At 61.7% G+C, this 14084-nt stretch carries 22 protein-coding genes and 1 tRNA gene; 16 read left to right on the top strand and 7 right to left on the bottom strand.

Features of this window, described 5'->3' with window-relative positions:
• Nucleotides 1-87 precede the first annotated feature (87 nt).
• Nucleotides 88-258 (bottom strand): hypothetical protein, encoded by a 171-nt coding sequence (locus OVA30_RS14205; RefSeq protein WP_268175836.1) that lies wholly within the window; start codon nucleotides 256-258, stop codon nucleotides 88-90.
• 74 nt (nucleotides 259-332) lie between these two features.
• Between OVA30_RS14205 and OVA30_RS14200 the strand changes: the two genes are divergently transcribed.
• On the top strand, nucleotides 333-599 hold the full coding sequence (locus OVA30_RS14200; protein WP_326493634.1) for an adenylyl-sulfate kinase: 267 nt from the start codon (nucleotides 333-335) through the stop codon (nucleotides 597-599).
• 273 nt (nucleotides 600-872) lie between these two features.
• Here OVA30_RS14200 and OVA30_RS14195 read toward each other — a convergent pair whose 3' ends face one another.
• Nucleotides 873-1634 carry a hypothetical protein gene (locus OVA30_RS14195; protein WP_268175835.1) on the bottom strand — a complete coding sequence of 254 codons (762 nt, stop codon included), beginning with the start codon at nucleotides 1632-1634 and terminating at the stop codon, nucleotides 873-875.
• 147 nt (nucleotides 1635-1781) lie between these two features.
• A complete protein-coding gene (locus OVA30_RS14190) occupies nucleotides 1782-1985 on the bottom strand; it encodes a hypothetical protein (RefSeq protein WP_268175834.1) in 204 nt (67 codons plus the stop codon).
• 231 nt (nucleotides 1986-2216) lie between these two features.
• Between OVA30_RS14190 and OVA30_RS14185 the strand changes: the two genes are divergently transcribed.
• A tRNA-Ile gene (locus OVA30_RS14185) sits at nucleotides 2217-2292 on the top strand.
• 41 nt (nucleotides 2293-2333) lie between these two features.
• Here the strand turns inward: OVA30_RS14185 and OVA30_RS14180 are convergent.
• Nucleotides 2334-2630, bottom strand: coding sequence for a tyrosine-type recombinase/integrase (locus tag OVA30_RS14180; RefSeq protein WP_268175833.1), 297 nt, complete (start codon nucleotides 2628-2630; stop codon nucleotides 2334-2336).
• 167 nt (nucleotides 2631-2797) lie between these two features.
• Nucleotides 2798-3505, bottom strand: coding sequence for a hypothetical protein (locus OVA30_RS14175; protein WP_268175832.1), 708 nt, complete (start codon nucleotides 3503-3505; stop codon nucleotides 2798-2800).
• Between the two features lie 381 nt (nucleotides 3506-3886).
• On the opposite strand from OVA30_RS14175, the gene OVA30_RS14170 reads away from it, so the two are divergent.
• The 13 genes from OVA30_RS14170 (at nucleotide 3887) to OVA30_RS14110 (ending at nucleotide 11753) form a co-directional block, all read left to right on the top strand.
• Nucleotides 3887-4234, top strand: a complete 348-nt coding sequence (locus OVA30_RS14170) for a hypothetical protein (protein ID WP_268175831.1) — start codon at nucleotides 3887-3889, stop codon at nucleotides 4232-4234.
• A 564-nt stretch (nucleotides 4235-4798) separates the two neighbouring features.
• Entirely contained in the window at nucleotides 4799-5659 is an 861-nt protein-coding gene (locus OVA30_RS14165) for a hypothetical protein (RefSeq protein ID WP_268175830.1), read from the top strand.
• On the top strand, nucleotides 5656-6123 hold the full coding sequence (locus OVA30_RS14160) for a hypothetical protein (protein WP_268175829.1): 468 nt from the start codon (nucleotides 5656-5658) through the stop codon (nucleotides 6121-6123). The genes OVA30_RS14165 and OVA30_RS14160 overlap by 4 nt, the downstream gene beginning before the upstream one ends.
• A 5-nt stretch (nucleotides 6124-6128) precedes the next feature.
• Nucleotides 6129-6713 (top strand): hypothetical protein, encoded by a 585-nt coding sequence (locus tag OVA30_RS14155; RefSeq protein WP_268175828.1) that lies wholly within the window; start codon nucleotides 6129-6131, stop codon nucleotides 6711-6713.
• Between the two features lie 10 nt (nucleotides 6714-6723).
• Nucleotides 6724-7020 (top strand): hypothetical protein, encoded by a 297-nt coding sequence (locus tag OVA30_RS14150; RefSeq protein ID WP_268175827.1) that lies wholly within the window; start codon nucleotides 6724-6726, stop codon nucleotides 7018-7020.
• A gap of 496 nt (nucleotides 7021-7516) precedes the next feature.
• A complete protein-coding gene (locus OVA30_RS14145; RefSeq protein WP_268175826.1) occupies nucleotides 7517-8215 on the top strand; it encodes an NlpC/P60 family protein in 699 nt (232 codons plus the stop codon).
• Nucleotides 8216-8412: 197 nt separating this feature from the next.
• Nucleotides 8413-8844 carry a hypothetical protein gene (locus OVA30_RS14140; protein ID WP_268175825.1) on the top strand — a complete coding sequence of 144 codons (432 nt, stop codon included), beginning with the start codon at nucleotides 8413-8415 and terminating at the stop codon, nucleotides 8842-8844.
• On the top strand, nucleotides 8844-9152 hold the full coding sequence (locus tag OVA30_RS14135; protein ID WP_268175824.1) for a hypothetical protein: 309 nt from the start codon (nucleotides 8844-8846) through the stop codon (nucleotides 9150-9152). Before OVA30_RS14140 ends, OVA30_RS14135 begins: the two co-directional genes overlap by 1 nt.
• 13 nt (nucleotides 9153-9165) lie before the next feature.
• Nucleotides 9166-9627: a hypothetical protein gene (locus OVA30_RS14130; RefSeq protein WP_015951845.1), complete on the top strand. Its 462-nt coding sequence runs from the start codon at nucleotides 9166-9168 to the stop codon at nucleotides 9625-9627.
• Nucleotides 9624-10082: a hypothetical protein gene (locus OVA30_RS14125; RefSeq protein WP_268175823.1), complete on the top strand. Its 459-nt coding sequence runs from the start codon at nucleotides 9624-9626 to the stop codon at nucleotides 10080-10082. Before OVA30_RS14130 ends, OVA30_RS14125 begins: the two co-directional genes overlap by 4 nt.
• Nucleotides 10083-10383: 301 nt before the next feature.
• A complete protein-coding gene (locus OVA30_RS14120) occupies nucleotides 10384-10848 on the top strand; it encodes a MucR family transcriptional regulator (RefSeq protein ID WP_268175822.1) in 465 nt (154 codons plus the stop codon).
• A 115-nt stretch (nucleotides 10849-10963) separates the two neighbouring features.
• On the top strand, nucleotides 10964-11107 hold the full coding sequence (locus tag OVA30_RS14115) for a hypothetical protein (protein WP_015951842.1): 144 nt from the start codon (nucleotides 10964-10966) through the stop codon (nucleotides 11105-11107).
• A gap of 364 nt (nucleotides 11108-11471) precedes the next feature.
• Nucleotides 11472-11753, top strand: a complete 282-nt coding sequence (locus OVA30_RS14110; RefSeq protein WP_015951841.1) for a hypothetical protein — start codon at nucleotides 11472-11474, stop codon at nucleotides 11751-11753.
• 30 nt (nucleotides 11754-11783) lie between these two features.
• Here the strand turns inward: OVA30_RS14110 and OVA30_RS14105 are convergent, their stop codons facing one another.
• Complete coding sequence (locus OVA30_RS14105; RefSeq protein ID WP_268175821.1) at nucleotides 11784-11996, bottom strand: hypothetical protein; 213 nt, start codon at nucleotides 11994-11996, stop codon at nucleotides 11784-11786.
• Nucleotides 11997-12548: 552 nt separating this feature from the next.
• On the opposite strand from OVA30_RS14105, the gene cysC reads away from it, so the two are divergent.
• Nucleotides 12549-13139: an adenylyl-sulfate kinase gene (gene cysC, locus OVA30_RS14100; protein WP_268175820.1), complete on the top strand. Its 591-nt coding sequence runs from the start codon at nucleotides 12549-12551 to the stop codon at nucleotides 13137-13139.
• Nucleotides 13140-13414: 275 nt separating this feature from the next.
• On the opposite strand, the gene OVA30_RS14095 is transcribed toward cysC, so the two are convergent.
• Nucleotides 13415-13702: a hypothetical protein gene (locus OVA30_RS14095; RefSeq protein WP_268175818.1), complete on the bottom strand. Its 288-nt coding sequence runs from the start codon at nucleotides 13700-13702 to the stop codon at nucleotides 13415-13417.
• Nucleotides 13703-14084: the final 382 nt, after the last annotated feature.

The following is a 14084-nucleotide window of genomic DNA, read 5'->3' as shown; positions in this document are numbered from 1 at the left end:
ATCTTCCGCGCGGCCCTTCCGTCTAGGCGAGGCCACGGGCGAAACCGAGCAGGCCGCCCATCTCGGCCGCGGCTTGCTCAGTGCTGATCACGTCCAGCCCTGATCCTCGGCAAGAAACCACGCCGCCAGGAACTCAGCGCCCTGCTCGCGTGTGGCCGAGTGGCCCATGAGCCGGCCGTTCTGATCCTCGTTGACCCAGACGCCAGGGTGCTCGCCGTCTTCCGCGACATAGCCAGCCACCTCGTTACCGACCTTCACCACGAACTGGCCGGCGCGACTTCCTCGACCGTGTAGTCGGGCGCGCTCAAGCCTTCTGCGCCCGCGCCAGCGGGATCGCCGAGCGCGCGGCGGCAAGGGCCATTGCGGGGGATATCCCCTTCTTCGAAATTTTCATTGATGCGCCACCTGCGGTCTGCGAAGCGCGTGATCCAAAGGGTCTCTACGGGCGCGCTCGCGCCGGTAAGATTCCGAGCTTTACCGGGGTCTCGGCTCCTTATGAGTCCCCGCAGGCTGCAGATCTAGTCATAAATACGCATCATTTTCCGCCTGAGCAGTCAAGTCGAGACATAATTGCACGATTGCTTGAGTCCAGCGGCTGATTTCCGGAAACCCCACCGGAAGTACTCAACTATAAGGCTTGAGATAAACAAGGCGGTAGAGCGCCAAGCATCTGCGCAAGCCTTTTATTGAAATCGCTGTTCCTCAATCAGCCCCGCCAGGTTCCCCGGCGCGGGGCTTTTCGTTTTAGCCTCGAGCGTGAGCTGACGCCCTGTTGAGCAGCACCCGACGGCTCTTGGGCTCCGACTAACCTGTCACGATCAGGCGTGTGAGCAGCGAGGGCGTGCGTACGGACACCAGCTATCTCCGGCGGATCAACGAGTCAAATGCTGCCAATAAGAGTTAGAAATTTGGTTTATCTTTTTTACTTCATCGTATATAAGTAAATCTTCTAGCAATAATTCGCGAATTTTATCTGTAATTATGATGTCGCTTTGAGGTCTATCAGGCTGCATATTTTCATGTGGAATGCTAAAGCTCAATTTACGATCGTTGAGTTTTATATGATCGCCCAACCGGCTGATATCCTCAGTTAGAATGATTGTATCGTATTGCGCCAGAAGATAACTCGTGCGACTCTGTGCATCGAGCGGAAGACGCGTTCTATCTGAGCCGAATACTGCTTTGCTTTGCTGGCCCGAGCAAAACTCCAGTTGCTCCATTGTTGCTGATTGGAAAAAAGCATTCGGGTCTTCGCGCAGCCCCAATCTCGACGCATTGAGATTAGCATCAACTATCGTGTGTGTGCTGCGCGCAAACCAAAGGACAAACGAGACGAAATGTTCAACTGGTTCGCGCAAGGTCACGATAGCTTTGTATCCAAATGGTTTAAAATGAACATTATAAAAATCGCGCGGCAAGTGCGCAGACACGAAGTTATACTCGCGGCATACTTCGGCATTAACTTCGCGTGTTGCCGGCGCGATGAGCATTGACTCTGCGTGCGTTAAAGATCGGAGTTCGCCAAAAATATTCCGGAACAGCACATTGATTGTCGTGCCTCCTGTTTTTGGAACATGAACATAATACAGCCGTGTCTCTTTATTTATATTTCTTGTGCAGTTGCCGATCAGCATAGCTTGGATGACCCTGGGATGATTTTTGAGAGCTGGCCCGCGATTGTTGCGGAATTCTAGACGCCGAGTTGTGACGTTGGCAAACGAAAGATGCAACCTTATCGAATGACGTGCGAGGACCACTTCGGTCCTGCCAGGCCGGCCTGCTCACGCCTTCTGCGTCCGCGCCAGCAGGATCGCCGTGCGGGTGGCGGCACGCTTCAGGCCAGGGCTCGATTCGGGGTTGGCGAGGACCTGGCTCGCCGAGCCATGCCCGGCAACGGCCGCAGCAAGGTCGAGGCTGTAGCCACCGGCGATCGGGTAGGCGGTGGTGCGGGGATCGGCTTGGTAAGCATCGACGGCCGCATTCACCTCGTCGTCGGTGACGGCCTTGGCCTTGAAGAGTTCACCGACGGTGGGGGGGAATCAGCCATGCGGTGAGCCTATCCCGAGGGGCGTGTGACTGCCAGCGAACGGTGGCCTGGCCCTTGCCGGGAAGCCCCTCTCCGGCTACTCAGATCGACGGTTTCTGTGGGGATTTCTGTAGAGCAATCTGTTGTAGGAGCCCGGAAGCAAGTCTAAGTATCTGACCGGAAACGGTTAGGGCCTGTAGCTCAATGGTTAGAGCCGACCGCTCATAACGGTCTGGTTGCAGGTTCGAGTCCTGCCGGGCCCACCACCATTATCTATCTGCAACATATACGAAACCTAGCAGGAAGCCTAGGCATCTGCCTCTGCCCGCCTCGGTTTAGCCAACGATTTGACCAACGATTGCGGTTTCCAGCGTCGGTTCTTGAACGCGCCCGCGGCCTCGTTTTGGAAGTCGGGATGGTGATGGCCGTAGACCTTCTGCAGCATTTCGGGCGTCATCCCGAGATAGCCGGCGGCCTCCCACAGATTGACGCCTTGCTGCATGCGCCACGTCGCAGCCGTGTGCCGCAGGACGTGCGGCGAGGCACCTTCCTCAAGGCCGGCAAGCCGCACCGCCTTGGCGAACGCCGTCTTCACCGATGCCACCGGCTAGCCGGTTCCACTCGACGACGTACTCGGGCAGCGTGCCGTCCTTGGGCGGGATCTGCGACCAAGCGCGCAGGCGGGCCAGCACATGCGGCGGCAGCTTCGCCGGAGGCTGGCGCTTGTTGGTGGCGCGCCTACCCTTTGCGAGGCGATAGTAGACGCCTTCCTCAAGATCGACATGCGATCGCCCCTCCCTCGTTGAAACGAGGCGGACGCGATGGCCCCGGCCGAGTGCCTGTGTAGAGGCCAAGGAGGATGAAGCGCGCGAGATGGCGCAGCGGACGTTTCTTGGTCGCGACCTGCTTTCCCTTGCGCGTGCCGGTGTTCCAGGCCTGCACCTCGCGGTAGCGCCAGCACGTCCACAGCAGCCGAGCGGCCTCGGATCGGGTCAGGCAGCGCATGCGCGACTCGCCCTTCCTCGGCAGCACAACGCGCACCTCGCCGCGGTGCAGTCCTTCGTCCTTGTGGTGGCTGATCGCGGCGCGAAGGTCTTCGAGATCCCTCCGCGCGCCGCCGCTGTTGCCGCGGACCACGACGTATTGGCGGCACGTCTCCCCGGTCACATCGCTGAGCATCATGCCGCCGAAGAAGTGCGCGAGCCTCGAGATGCGCCCCTCGAAGCGCTTGCGCTGTTCCGGCTCGATCTCCTTGTCGCTGAAGTAGATGTTGAGCGCGTCCGCCACATCGATCGACTCGATGTCCTTCAGCTTGCGCTTCGGCTGATACTTCTCCGCGATGTGCTCTGAGAGCCGCTGTTCGGCGAGCGCAATTTCGCCATGAGCGCATCCCGTGGGGAAATGCTTTCCTCCGTCGAGAATGATCCAGGTCGCGTTTGCGACGACCTTCCCGTTGCGAACTGCTCGGGGCGGAGCCATAGGCGTGCGCGCTTTCTTGGACGCGGCATCGTTCTCTCATTCTCTCAATGTCGGCGAGCGTGGTGTAGAAGCGCCCGGCGGTCTTCTCGATACGGAGGTTGCCCCGGGTAGCTTCGGTGCGGAGCCCGTTCGCGGTCATGGACCCGTCGGGATAAGCAAGGGTCGCCGCCACATCGAGGCGCAGCGGCGAGGTCAGCGTGAACCGCGCGGGGTCGATAGCCCCCTCTCCTTAGGCATCCTCCCCTCCTGAGTTTGGCGCGGGACGTGGGTGGGCTCGATCGGCGAACAGCATGAGGGCCGCGACCTAGGCCGCGCCGACAGCTACCCCGACGCTGAACTGATGGCTGACAAATGTCGCGAGCCAGAGCACGAGGAGCGTCAGTGCGAAGGTGCAGGCGCTTCGCCAACAATTCCGCCTCGATCATCTCTGTCTCGCAGGCGCAGGCGAACCAGACCTCGGCGCAGGCATCGATCAATCAGGATCTCACGGCCCGCACGGATGCCGGCACGGTCTCCGGTCAGTTCCTTATGGGCGCCACCTCAAGCGCGGCCGGTGTTTCCGTGCGAATTGCGGCCTACGTCAAGACAGACCGCTACGGTGCGCCCTTCTATGGCGGATGGTTCCTCGATGCTCTCCCTAACGGAGCAGCGCGGTTCGTCGATGATGCCAACTTCTTTGCTCTGACCGCAAATGGCGGCCTGACCTACCCGTTCCAGTTCGACGGGTAGTTCATCAACATTGCGAATATTCGAGTAACACAGCAGGCCATCTTGCCGGGCGCTGTATCGGATAGATTATCCCTTTTCGGTCAAGATGTAGACGCGGGTGGGTTTTCAAACGATTGGCGCGAAGTGCCGGGAACGGGAATTGCGATCACGCCCGATGATCTTTAGTCGGTAATCTTCAGCGGGACTGCAATCTTACAAGCGGTTGCCCAGGGGAATGGAAACCTTGCGACCAATACGAGGCTCGTAGTCGCCGTCGGTCTTGATGGTGTTCCCTATGGGGCGTCGTTCGGCGTTGACTCGGCAACTGGCGGCGGTGGTGGCCCTCCGGTTCATACTGTCGATACCGCTATTCTTTCCGGTTCAACTCTGTTCGAGATACTGCCCCCGGACCCCCAAGACGCATTGCACTTCTCTACCAGCTTACCGGCCAAATAGGTTCGGGCAGGATCAAATTCGGCCAGTTGAAGGCCGTCGTGAACAAGCGCTGACGGCGCCCGGCGCCTTTCGCGCCGCCCTCCGAACACCTCCGCTCCGCCATCCCCTCGTTTCTGAGGACGCTTGCCTATGGCCTTCTACGGCAACAACCCGACCGCAACTGCGACGGTCGGGGCCAACACCAATCTCGTCACCGTCACGGGCATCGACCTGACCATCGTCACGCCCGGCATGACGATCAATCTCGGCGCGCGGGACCGGAAGGTTGGGGATGCCTGGCTCATCGCTTCCGTCGCACCAAACGGCGCCAACGGCGGCAGCCTTACGACGCAGGGCAGCATCCCGACCGCCTATAACAGCGTCCCCTTCCTCATCGACACCACGGGCTATCTCGGCACTGACGCGAGCTATGCCGCAATCGTCGGCGTCAAGATCCTCGACGCGCTCAACACGCTGCTCGGAACGGCTACGACGCTCTACTCGGGGGCACGACAGCTTGCCCTCGACAAGGTATCATCATCCGCGATCGGCCGCATTCTCTTCCAGATCACCGGCCGATCCTGGGGCGCGATCGAGCAACGCTCGCTGACCTACACGCCGTCTGGCGGGCAGGCGGCCTCCGTCGAGACGCTTGCGTTGCGGGCATCTCCGGACGGCACGACGTGGACCGACGCGCTTCTGGTCAACCTCGCGAACGGCACGGGCGACCTGCGCATAGGCGCCGTCAACATGACGGCAGCATCTACCGTGGACCTCAGCTCGGCGCCGGCCGGGATCATCAACATCAACGGCGCGGCGACAATCGCCTCCTTCGGTGCCGGCAAGAACCTTAATCGCTTCATCGAGTTCGGCGCCGCCGGCGCCGTGCTCAAGCACAGCGCCACCCTCGTCGTGACCAACGGATTGGATTTCACCACTCAGGCCTGCGACTGCATCCACGCCACTTCCAAGGTTCGGGAAAATGGCGGGTTCGCAGCATTCAGAGGATGAGCGGCAAAGCGTTCGTCCCGCACACGCCGGCAGAGCTTGGGGTCGTTCGCCAGGGCGGAGGCGTGAGGCAGAATGCTTCGAACATGGTTCGCCTCGGATGGTCTAACACCAATCTTCTGGCACAGGTCGATGCATTGGAGCTTGGCGCGCTCTGGGCCTCTCGCTTGAACGCCGTCGGCAGCATCGACGCGAACGGTCAATATGCGATCCAGCGGTTTCCGTCCGGCCTCGCGATCGTGATGGGATCGTCCGTCGTCACGCTCGACGCCAACGGCAGCGCCCACGTGCCGGTCGGGTTGACCACTGCGGTGGGCCCGTGGCTCGCGCTGGTGAGCAACGGTGAGTTCAGCGTCTTTGCCGGTGCGCCCGTGTCCGGCGACAGCAACAGCACATCCTTTCTCGTCAACTTTCCCGGCGGAGCGAACAGGGTCGTCCGCTACAACTGGCTTGCCTTCGGAAGGTAGAAGTAATGCGCGTCTACGTGATCTTTGGGCGCGATGGTCTCGCCACCGATCGCTTCTTCGACGAGGTGTCGCATCCGCCCGTGACGGAGACGGTGCGCGTCAAGTCGGAGGGCGCGGCCGACGGTCTGGCCGAAAGCGAATGGCCGCTCGAGGAGCGGTTCATCCGACGCAACGACGCGATCCCGGCCGAGGCGGTTGAGATCTCCGAGGCGGATCGGGCGGCGATCGTCTCGGCGCCGCAGTTCCACCGATGGGGCCGGACGCAACTGACGGCCATGGCGATCCCCGCGTCGACACTGGCTGTTCCTCCGATCGCGGATCGCCAGTTCGCCCGGGCGCTGGCGCCCGCCGGCAGCATCACGGAAGCCGAGGTCGAGGCTTGGGTTGGGCCGGGCGAAATCCCCGCAGCTATGGAGGCGGCTCTCTCCCTGATCCCCGACGCAGGCGGCCAGCGGTTCGGCGCCAGGATGATGCTGAGAGGCGCTACTACCTTCGAACGCTGCCACCCACTCACCGAACAGCTCGGCGCGCTGCTCGGCTACGACGCCGCGGCGCTCGACGCGCTGTGGACCCGCGCCGCGGCGCTGTGAGGAACCGCCCATGCTGACCCTGACCAAGACCACCGTCGAGACCCAGACCCCCGATACGCCCGAGGCCGTCGCCGATCATGTGCATGCCGAGTACCTGCGGCGCACCGAGGGGCCGCCGTTCAAGCCCGGCGACCGCGTGCGGATCGCCCGCCGCGACGGCTTGCCACCCGAGTTCATGACCGGTGACGTCGGCACGGTGATGCTGTGCGATCCCGAGTTCTCGCTGCTCACCACGCTGATGGGCGTGAACGCCTCCGGCTTGACGATCCAGTTCCCGGTGCAGACGGCGAACCTCGAAGCTGCCTGAGCACGACCCGATCGCCGCGCCACCCGGCCCGAGCCCGGCACCTTCCCTCGACATCGGAGAACGTCAGGGCATAGTGTTTGTCGGGAAGAGCGACATACCTCGGTGTACCCACATGCCTGAGACCTTGCTAGACAGGTGGCATCGGGAAAACTCGGCAGCGCAGAGGACGCCTTCGATCCTGCATCAGTGTGTAAGTGGCGCAATCAGAGGCGCCCTCCTAGGGGTCGCACTGCTTATGGCGCTCGGGCTGATCTATTGGGCCCGCCTGATCTGAAGTATTGGTCTCGATATTCACAGTCCGACGCAAGCTGTTCGAAGACCGACGCTGAGATTCAGCGCGGGTAATGTGTGTGGAGGGCTGGGCTCGGACTTGAACCGAGCTTGTGAAACGCTTGCGGCCCGCCCGGGTAGCCGATCCCTCACCAGCCCATGACGGCTGACCAAGGCGCCGCTGCGCTCCCGGCGAGCGCCGAAAAACCACGGAGACATTGAAATGATGACCGTCGCTGAAATCCAGCGTGCTCTCTTGGCGCGCGGGTATGATCTCGGGTCCTCAGGAGTGGACGGCGATGCCGGGCCGCGCACCATCGCCGCTTTGACCGCGTTTCAGCGCTTAGCCGGGCTGGTGGCCGACGGCATCGCCGGGCCGAGGACACAGGCCGTCCTGCAGAAGGCCGACATCAGTGAGCGGCGCGAAGCTCCCGAGAAGCCTGGCTGGCTCGTACTGGTCGAGGCGCTGAATGGCCTGAAGGAGGCGCCCGACGTTGCCAACAACCCGCAGGTGGTCAAGCTGTTCGCCGATGCGGGCTTCCCTGGCATCAAGACCAACAGCACCGCCTGGTGCGCGGCTTTCGTGAACGCCGTGATCGACCGCGCCGGGCATCGCGGTTCGCGCAGCCTCGCGGCCTGCTCGTTCGAGGCCTGGGGTGTCGGGCTGCCGGCACCCGCGCTCGGCGCCATCGCCACGAAGAAGCGGGGCAACTCGTCCTGGCAGGGGCACACCGGCCTCGTGGTCGGCGCCAACAACGATCAGGTGTTCCTGCTCGGCGGCAATCAGAGCGACGCGGTCAACGTGGCAGCGTTCAAGCGCTCGGAAATTGTCGCCTTTCGCTGGCCGGCCGACGTGCCGCTGCCGGCGCCGCACACGCTGCCGACGACGGTCGCCGGAGCGCGCTCGCGTGTGAGCGAGGCGTGAGTACAGCGGACCGACTGCAAAGGGGCTGAGGCTTGAGCCGACCCGCTGACTGCCGGACAACGATCGGGTCCATCCGACGGCGTCGCGTCATGCCCTGCGGCCCAGTTCCGCTCAAGCTGGTTCCGCCTGTCTGACCAACATTTGATCTACCGAGCCGGCCGGGCCCGCCGCGCATCCCCACCATCAGGACCATCACCATGACCCGTACGCTTCTGCTCGCGGCGCTGGCGCTCGCCTGTGTCGCGTCTCCCGCCTTCGCCCTTGGCGTGATGCCGGGGCAGGCTGCTCCCGCCTCAGGCTTCTCGATCCTCATGCCTGCGGCTATTCCGCTGATCGTCATCGGCGCGCTGCTGATCCCCACCAAGCGCGCTACCGACGCCGCGCTGTTCGCCATGAGCATTGGCTTGCTCGTGCTGACGGCGTCTGGAGCCCTCGCCGCCGAACTCGGCACCATCGGCGACAAGGCCGTGATCCTGCCCTGGGGTGATTGGCTCGTCGCGCTCGCCGTGTCCCTGCGCGAGCCGATCCTGACAATCCTCGTGCCGATCATCGCGGCCTACCTCATCCAGGCCATCCGCAAGGTTTACCCGTGGGCTGCCCTGTTCCTGTCGCAACGCGGGTTGAGATGATGATCGAGGCCGCCGTCAGCTTCGGCCTCAACGCGGTGAACGGCGCGGCCAAGGGCAAGACGCTTTCGGTCAACGTCGCGGTGCCGGTCATCGCCAAGGGCACGCAGTACGTCATCGACACAGCGCCGGCTGCGGTCATCAAGGCGGCTGGTGGCGCCGATGGCATCACGGCCCGGATCTTCCGCAAGCTCGACCTCGACGACCACGCCAGCGAGGCGGCCGTGCTCATCTCGGCGCAGGAGCAGGTTGCCGCCAGCACGGTGGATGCCGACGAGCTGCGGCGCATGGATGAGATGAGCCGGCGCTGAGCAGGAGAAGCGAATGCCCGGGGCAGAGCTGCCGGAAGAAGAACTGCGGCAGGCGCGGCGCGGGGCGGCGATCGGGGCGGGCGAGATGCTGCGCAGCAGCGTCCACCCGCCCGAGCGCGGCCTCGGCGAGGATGCCGTGCGCCGTGCTATTGGTCTGGATAACGACGATGACTACCGCCGCGTCATGTTCTTCCCGCTGCATATGCGAAAGCTGTTCCGCTCGATCGACGAGGGCGAGGCGGAGAAGCTGCTCGCCCTCCTGGCGCTGCGCAAGGACACCATCGACTGGATCGCCGAGAAGAACCCGCGCGAGCTGAAGAACCTCGACGGGGTGGTCGAGTTCGTCAGCTCCTCGCGAACGGCCGCCAAGGTGCTGATGTGGGTCGGGGGCTTCGCGGTGGCCTTCGTCGGCGGTGTCACCGCACTGGCGAAAAACGGCATCGATCTGTTCGCGATGATGAGGGATGGCCGATGACGGGATTGTGGCTCTTCGGCTACGCCTGCCTCACCATCATCACCGGCGCTATCCTGGCCACCGCCGGGGTGCTGGCATGGTTCATCGCCGATCGCGGCCTGCCGGTGGATGTGAAAGAAACGACCGTGCTGACGCCCGTAGTGCGGCCTGGCAGCAAGCTCGTGATCCGGCAGCGTCTTGGCTACCTGCGCAACTGCAGCGCCTACATCGATCGCGCCCTGTTCGACGCGCATATGCATCGGGTGATCCTGCCGGCTGTTCGATACGAGCGGCCACCGCAGGGGCTCGGCCCGCGGACGATCACCTTCACGGTGACGGTGCGCGAAGAGTTCGGGCCAGGCGCCGGTGAGTACCGTGCCGCACTGGAGTACCACTTCAACCCGCTCCAGCGGCACTACTGGTCGATCACCCGTGCGCAGAACGTGGTGCGCTTCCAGATCGAGCGGAGGTCATGACGCCGGTTAACGCCGAAGAGCGTCACGATCAGCGGTTTGACCCCTCGGAAGCTGCCGCCGGTACACGCGCCGCTGCATCGCCAAGTGCGAGCGCGAGATCCACTTCAACTGCCCCGCCGGCTCCGCGGTCGTCGATCGCCGCCCCTGATCCCCCCGTCGAATGCGTGCCGATATGGCTGTTCAGAAAGTGAGCGGGTTTTCTTTCAAATAGAGGACGCCCTCCCCCATTTGGAGGATGGATAATAATTGCGTAAAATTTTTAAGATTGCATAAGTTGATCTTTCTATGATGGGGTGCAGCTTTGATTAGAAAATCATATTCGTCCGCCGCTACGGCTGAGCCCGTCGATCTAACAATCATAGTTGCTTCGGCCTGCGTACGAAACCATACGTTAGCTGCGACTGATTTGCCTGGCCTTATTCAGGGGACATACTCGGCATTGGCTGTATTGAAGGCGGAACCGGAAGCTCATGCGGTGCCGAAGGTTCAGCGGCTAACGGTTGGACAGATCCGGCGACCGATCACAACCGAGGGGCTAACGTCCTTCGTCGACGGCAAGCCGTACATGATGCTGAAGCGGCACCTTCGTCGGCATGGGCTAGATCCCGACAGTTACCGCGCCCGCTACGGCTTGCCGGCAGACTATCCCATGGTGGCGCCGAGCTACTCCGAGCGCCGGTCGGAAATCGCCCGTTCCTTCGGCCTGCCGCATCGGCGTCGGAAGTGGCCGGCGAAGGCCGATGAGGGAATTACATCCGGAGCCTGATGCTCGCGCCTTCGGAAGGACCTGAATCGCCCCAGCGATCCACCGTCCCTTGGACCAGCGCTGACGTCGAGCTCTGGCTTTCGGATGCACAGGCCTACTGTTCATCGAGCTGAGCATGCGCATCAGTCTGGTGGTCACCGCGCCGGGTGATCGTCCTCACGCCCGCTCGGAAATCACCATCGGGCCGCTGACGACGTTCGCCCGCGAGACGCCGGAGGAGGAGGTGCGGGCGCCGTGCGTGGAGCAAAGGGGCCCTTGAGAGCGAACGGTGCGGTTTCAGACCGAGCTCGAACAACGGATGCCGCCACCCGTTTCGCCCCTGACGACTCTCCGTCGTTCCTCCCAAGACTTGCCCCGCCGGGGCCTCCGGCGCGGGACTTTTCGTATGCGACACTCGGCGCGATATTACCCCGTCCAGCGCAAGCGGCCCCACGTCGGCGCCTGTGTGACAGCAAGAATGATCTGCCGGCCCGATCTATCGATAGATCATCCTCCATTTTCGGTGATTGACGATAAAGTCCGGCTGTGCTCAGATCTGTTGCGAGCAGAAATTATATTGCACTGCAAAGTAGCCGTCTGGCACTGCGGTAGTCAGACTTCGATGTCCATAGAGAGGATGATCGATGCCCGTTTTTCAGATACACCAAGGTGGAACGGGCGCGATCCTCTGGACAGGCGCGGCCGCTAACGAAATCCAGGCCATGGATGCGATGGCCCATGACGCAGGCTACTACGACCACTCTGGTCTTCCGGAGAACATGCGCAGAGGGCTGAAGGTCGAAGCGCTGTCGTTCGATACCGATCGTGAGCAGGGATCAGCAGGCCGAGCGCAGGGTGGCCGGTACGGTCAGTTCGTAATGGGCACCGCGATCAGCGACCGTAACCTCGGCCGGGCCGCAGGCTAGCACCAAAAGGCGACAAGCCGCCTGGTTTGGCTACTTGGAAGCCGAGAGTGTCAGTTGCCGCATGAAGCCACGGGAGGCAGCTCGTTCGGCTGCCTCCAGCCTCTGCCGGCATTCCATGGCGTCCACGAGCGCATCCGAGATCGCCTGCCGGAGAGCCACTACCGGGCTGCCCTGCGCATTCTTGAGGTACTGCTCGACGAGGATCTCCACCTCGTCCGCCCGCGCCGCTGCCACTGCGCTCATATGCCCAACCTCTAGCTCTGATGAGGTGCAGCGTTTGGTGCGGCAGTATGGCCCTGGTGAGGCCTGTGGCTTGTGGCTGTGGCGGGCCGGACTATCCGCCCACCACCATCCGTCTATCCTATGCCCGCCGCATCGGCGGGCGCCTCTTCAGCCCCGCCTAGCTCAGCCGCGGCGGGGTTTTTCGTGGGCGTCACCCGGCCGGACATAGGCCCGGCGATCGAGCAGACCCTGCCCTACATCGGGGATTGGTGGAAAACCGGAGGGATTTGGGGCGGTGGGCCCGCGCCGATCTGACACCGCCCGACATCGCAGCGCCTTCCCAGCCCCGCCCGGCTCAGCCGCGCGGGGCTTTTTCGTGCGCGACCTGGCCCGGCCGCAGTCCGGTAGGTCGCCGTTACGCGAGCTTGGCCTGCGAAAATAGGACGCGTGGCATAGAAGAAACGCATTTTCTGTTTGAGAGCGGCAGCGTAAAAAATCACCCTAGGTTAACGACAATCCGGCGGAAAACTCGTTCGACGTGTCGCCCTAAACCTTAGCGCTACGAGAAGGAAAATGCCCAGGCAAAACATCATCTGGCAGGATCTGCAGCCACGCGAGCGTCGATGGGAGCGGATGGGGCAGCGCCCGGCCATTGCATGGCTCACCGGCCTTTCTGGAGCTGGAAAGTCGACGATCGCCAACGTCGTGGACCGGGCACTGACTCAGGCGGGCCGTTGCAGCATGGTGCTCGACGGCGACAACCTGCGCCATGGGCTCAATCGCGACCTTGGCTTCACGTCTGCCGACCGAGTAGAAAACATCCGGCGCACGGCTGAGGCAGCCCGGCTGATGGCGGACACCGGGCTTGTGGTTATTGTTTCGCTCATCTCGCCTTTCCGCGCCGAGCGCGCGGCGGCAAGGGCCATTGCGGGGGATATCCCTTTCCTTGAAATATTCATCGATGCGCCACTTGCGGTCTGCGAAGCGCGTGATCCAAAGGGCCTCTACGGGCGCGCTCGCGCCGGTAAGATTCCGAGCTTTACCGGGGTCTCGGCTCCTTATGAGGCCCCGCAGGCTGCAGATCTAGTCATAAATACGCATCATTTTCCGCCTGAGCAGTCAAGTCGAGACATAATTGCACGATTGCTTGAGTCCAGCGGCTGATTTCCGGAAACCTCACCGGAAGTGCTCAACTATAAGGCTTGAGATAAACAAGGCGGTAGAGCGCCAAGCATCTGCGCAAGCCTCTTTATCAAAATCGCTATTCATCAAGCAGCCCTGCCCGGTTCCCCGGCGCAGGGCTTTTTCGTTTTAGCCTCGAACGCGAGCTGACGCCCTGTTGAGCAGCACCCGACGGCTCTTGGGCTCCGACTAACCTGTCACGATCAGGCGTGTGAGCAGCGAGGGCGTGCGTACGGACACCAGCTATCTCCGGCGGATCAACGAATCAAATGCTGCCAATAAGAGTTAGAAATTTGGTTTATCTTTTTTACTTCATCGTATATAAGTAAATCTTCTAGCAATAATTCGCGAATTTTATCTGTAATTATGATGTCGCTTTGAGGTCTATCAGGCTGCATATTTTCATGTGGAATGCTAAATCTCAATTTACGATCGTTGAGTTTTATATAATCACCCAGCCGGTTGATATCCTCAGTTGGAATGATTGTATCGTATTGCGCCAGAAGATAACTCGCGCGACTCTGCGCATCGAGCGGAAGACGCATTCTGTCTGATCCGACTACTGCTTTGCTTTGCTAGCCCGAGCAAAACTCCAGTTGCTCCATTGTTGCTGATTGGAAAAAAAGCATTCGGGTCTTCGCGCAGCCCCAATCTCGATGCATTGAGACTGGCATCAACTATCGTGTGTGTGCTGCGCGCAAACCAAAGGACAAACGAGACGAAATGTTCAACTGGTTCGCGCAAGGTCACGATAGCCTTGTATCCAAATGGTTTAAAATGAACATTATAAAAATCGCGCAGCAAGTGCGCAGACACGAAGTTATAATCCCGGCATACTTCAGCATTGACTTCGCGTGTTGCTGGTGCAAAGAGCAGTGACTCTGCGTGCGTTAAAGATCGAAGTTCGCAAAAAATATTCCGAAACAG

Source organism: Methylorubrum sp. SL192, assembly GCF_026672325.1.
Taxonomy (GTDB): Bacteria; Pseudomonadota; Alphaproteobacteria; order Rhizobiales; family Beijerinckiaceae; genus Methylobacterium; species Methylobacterium extorquens.
This window is presented reverse-complemented; position numbering and strand designations above follow the sequence as displayed.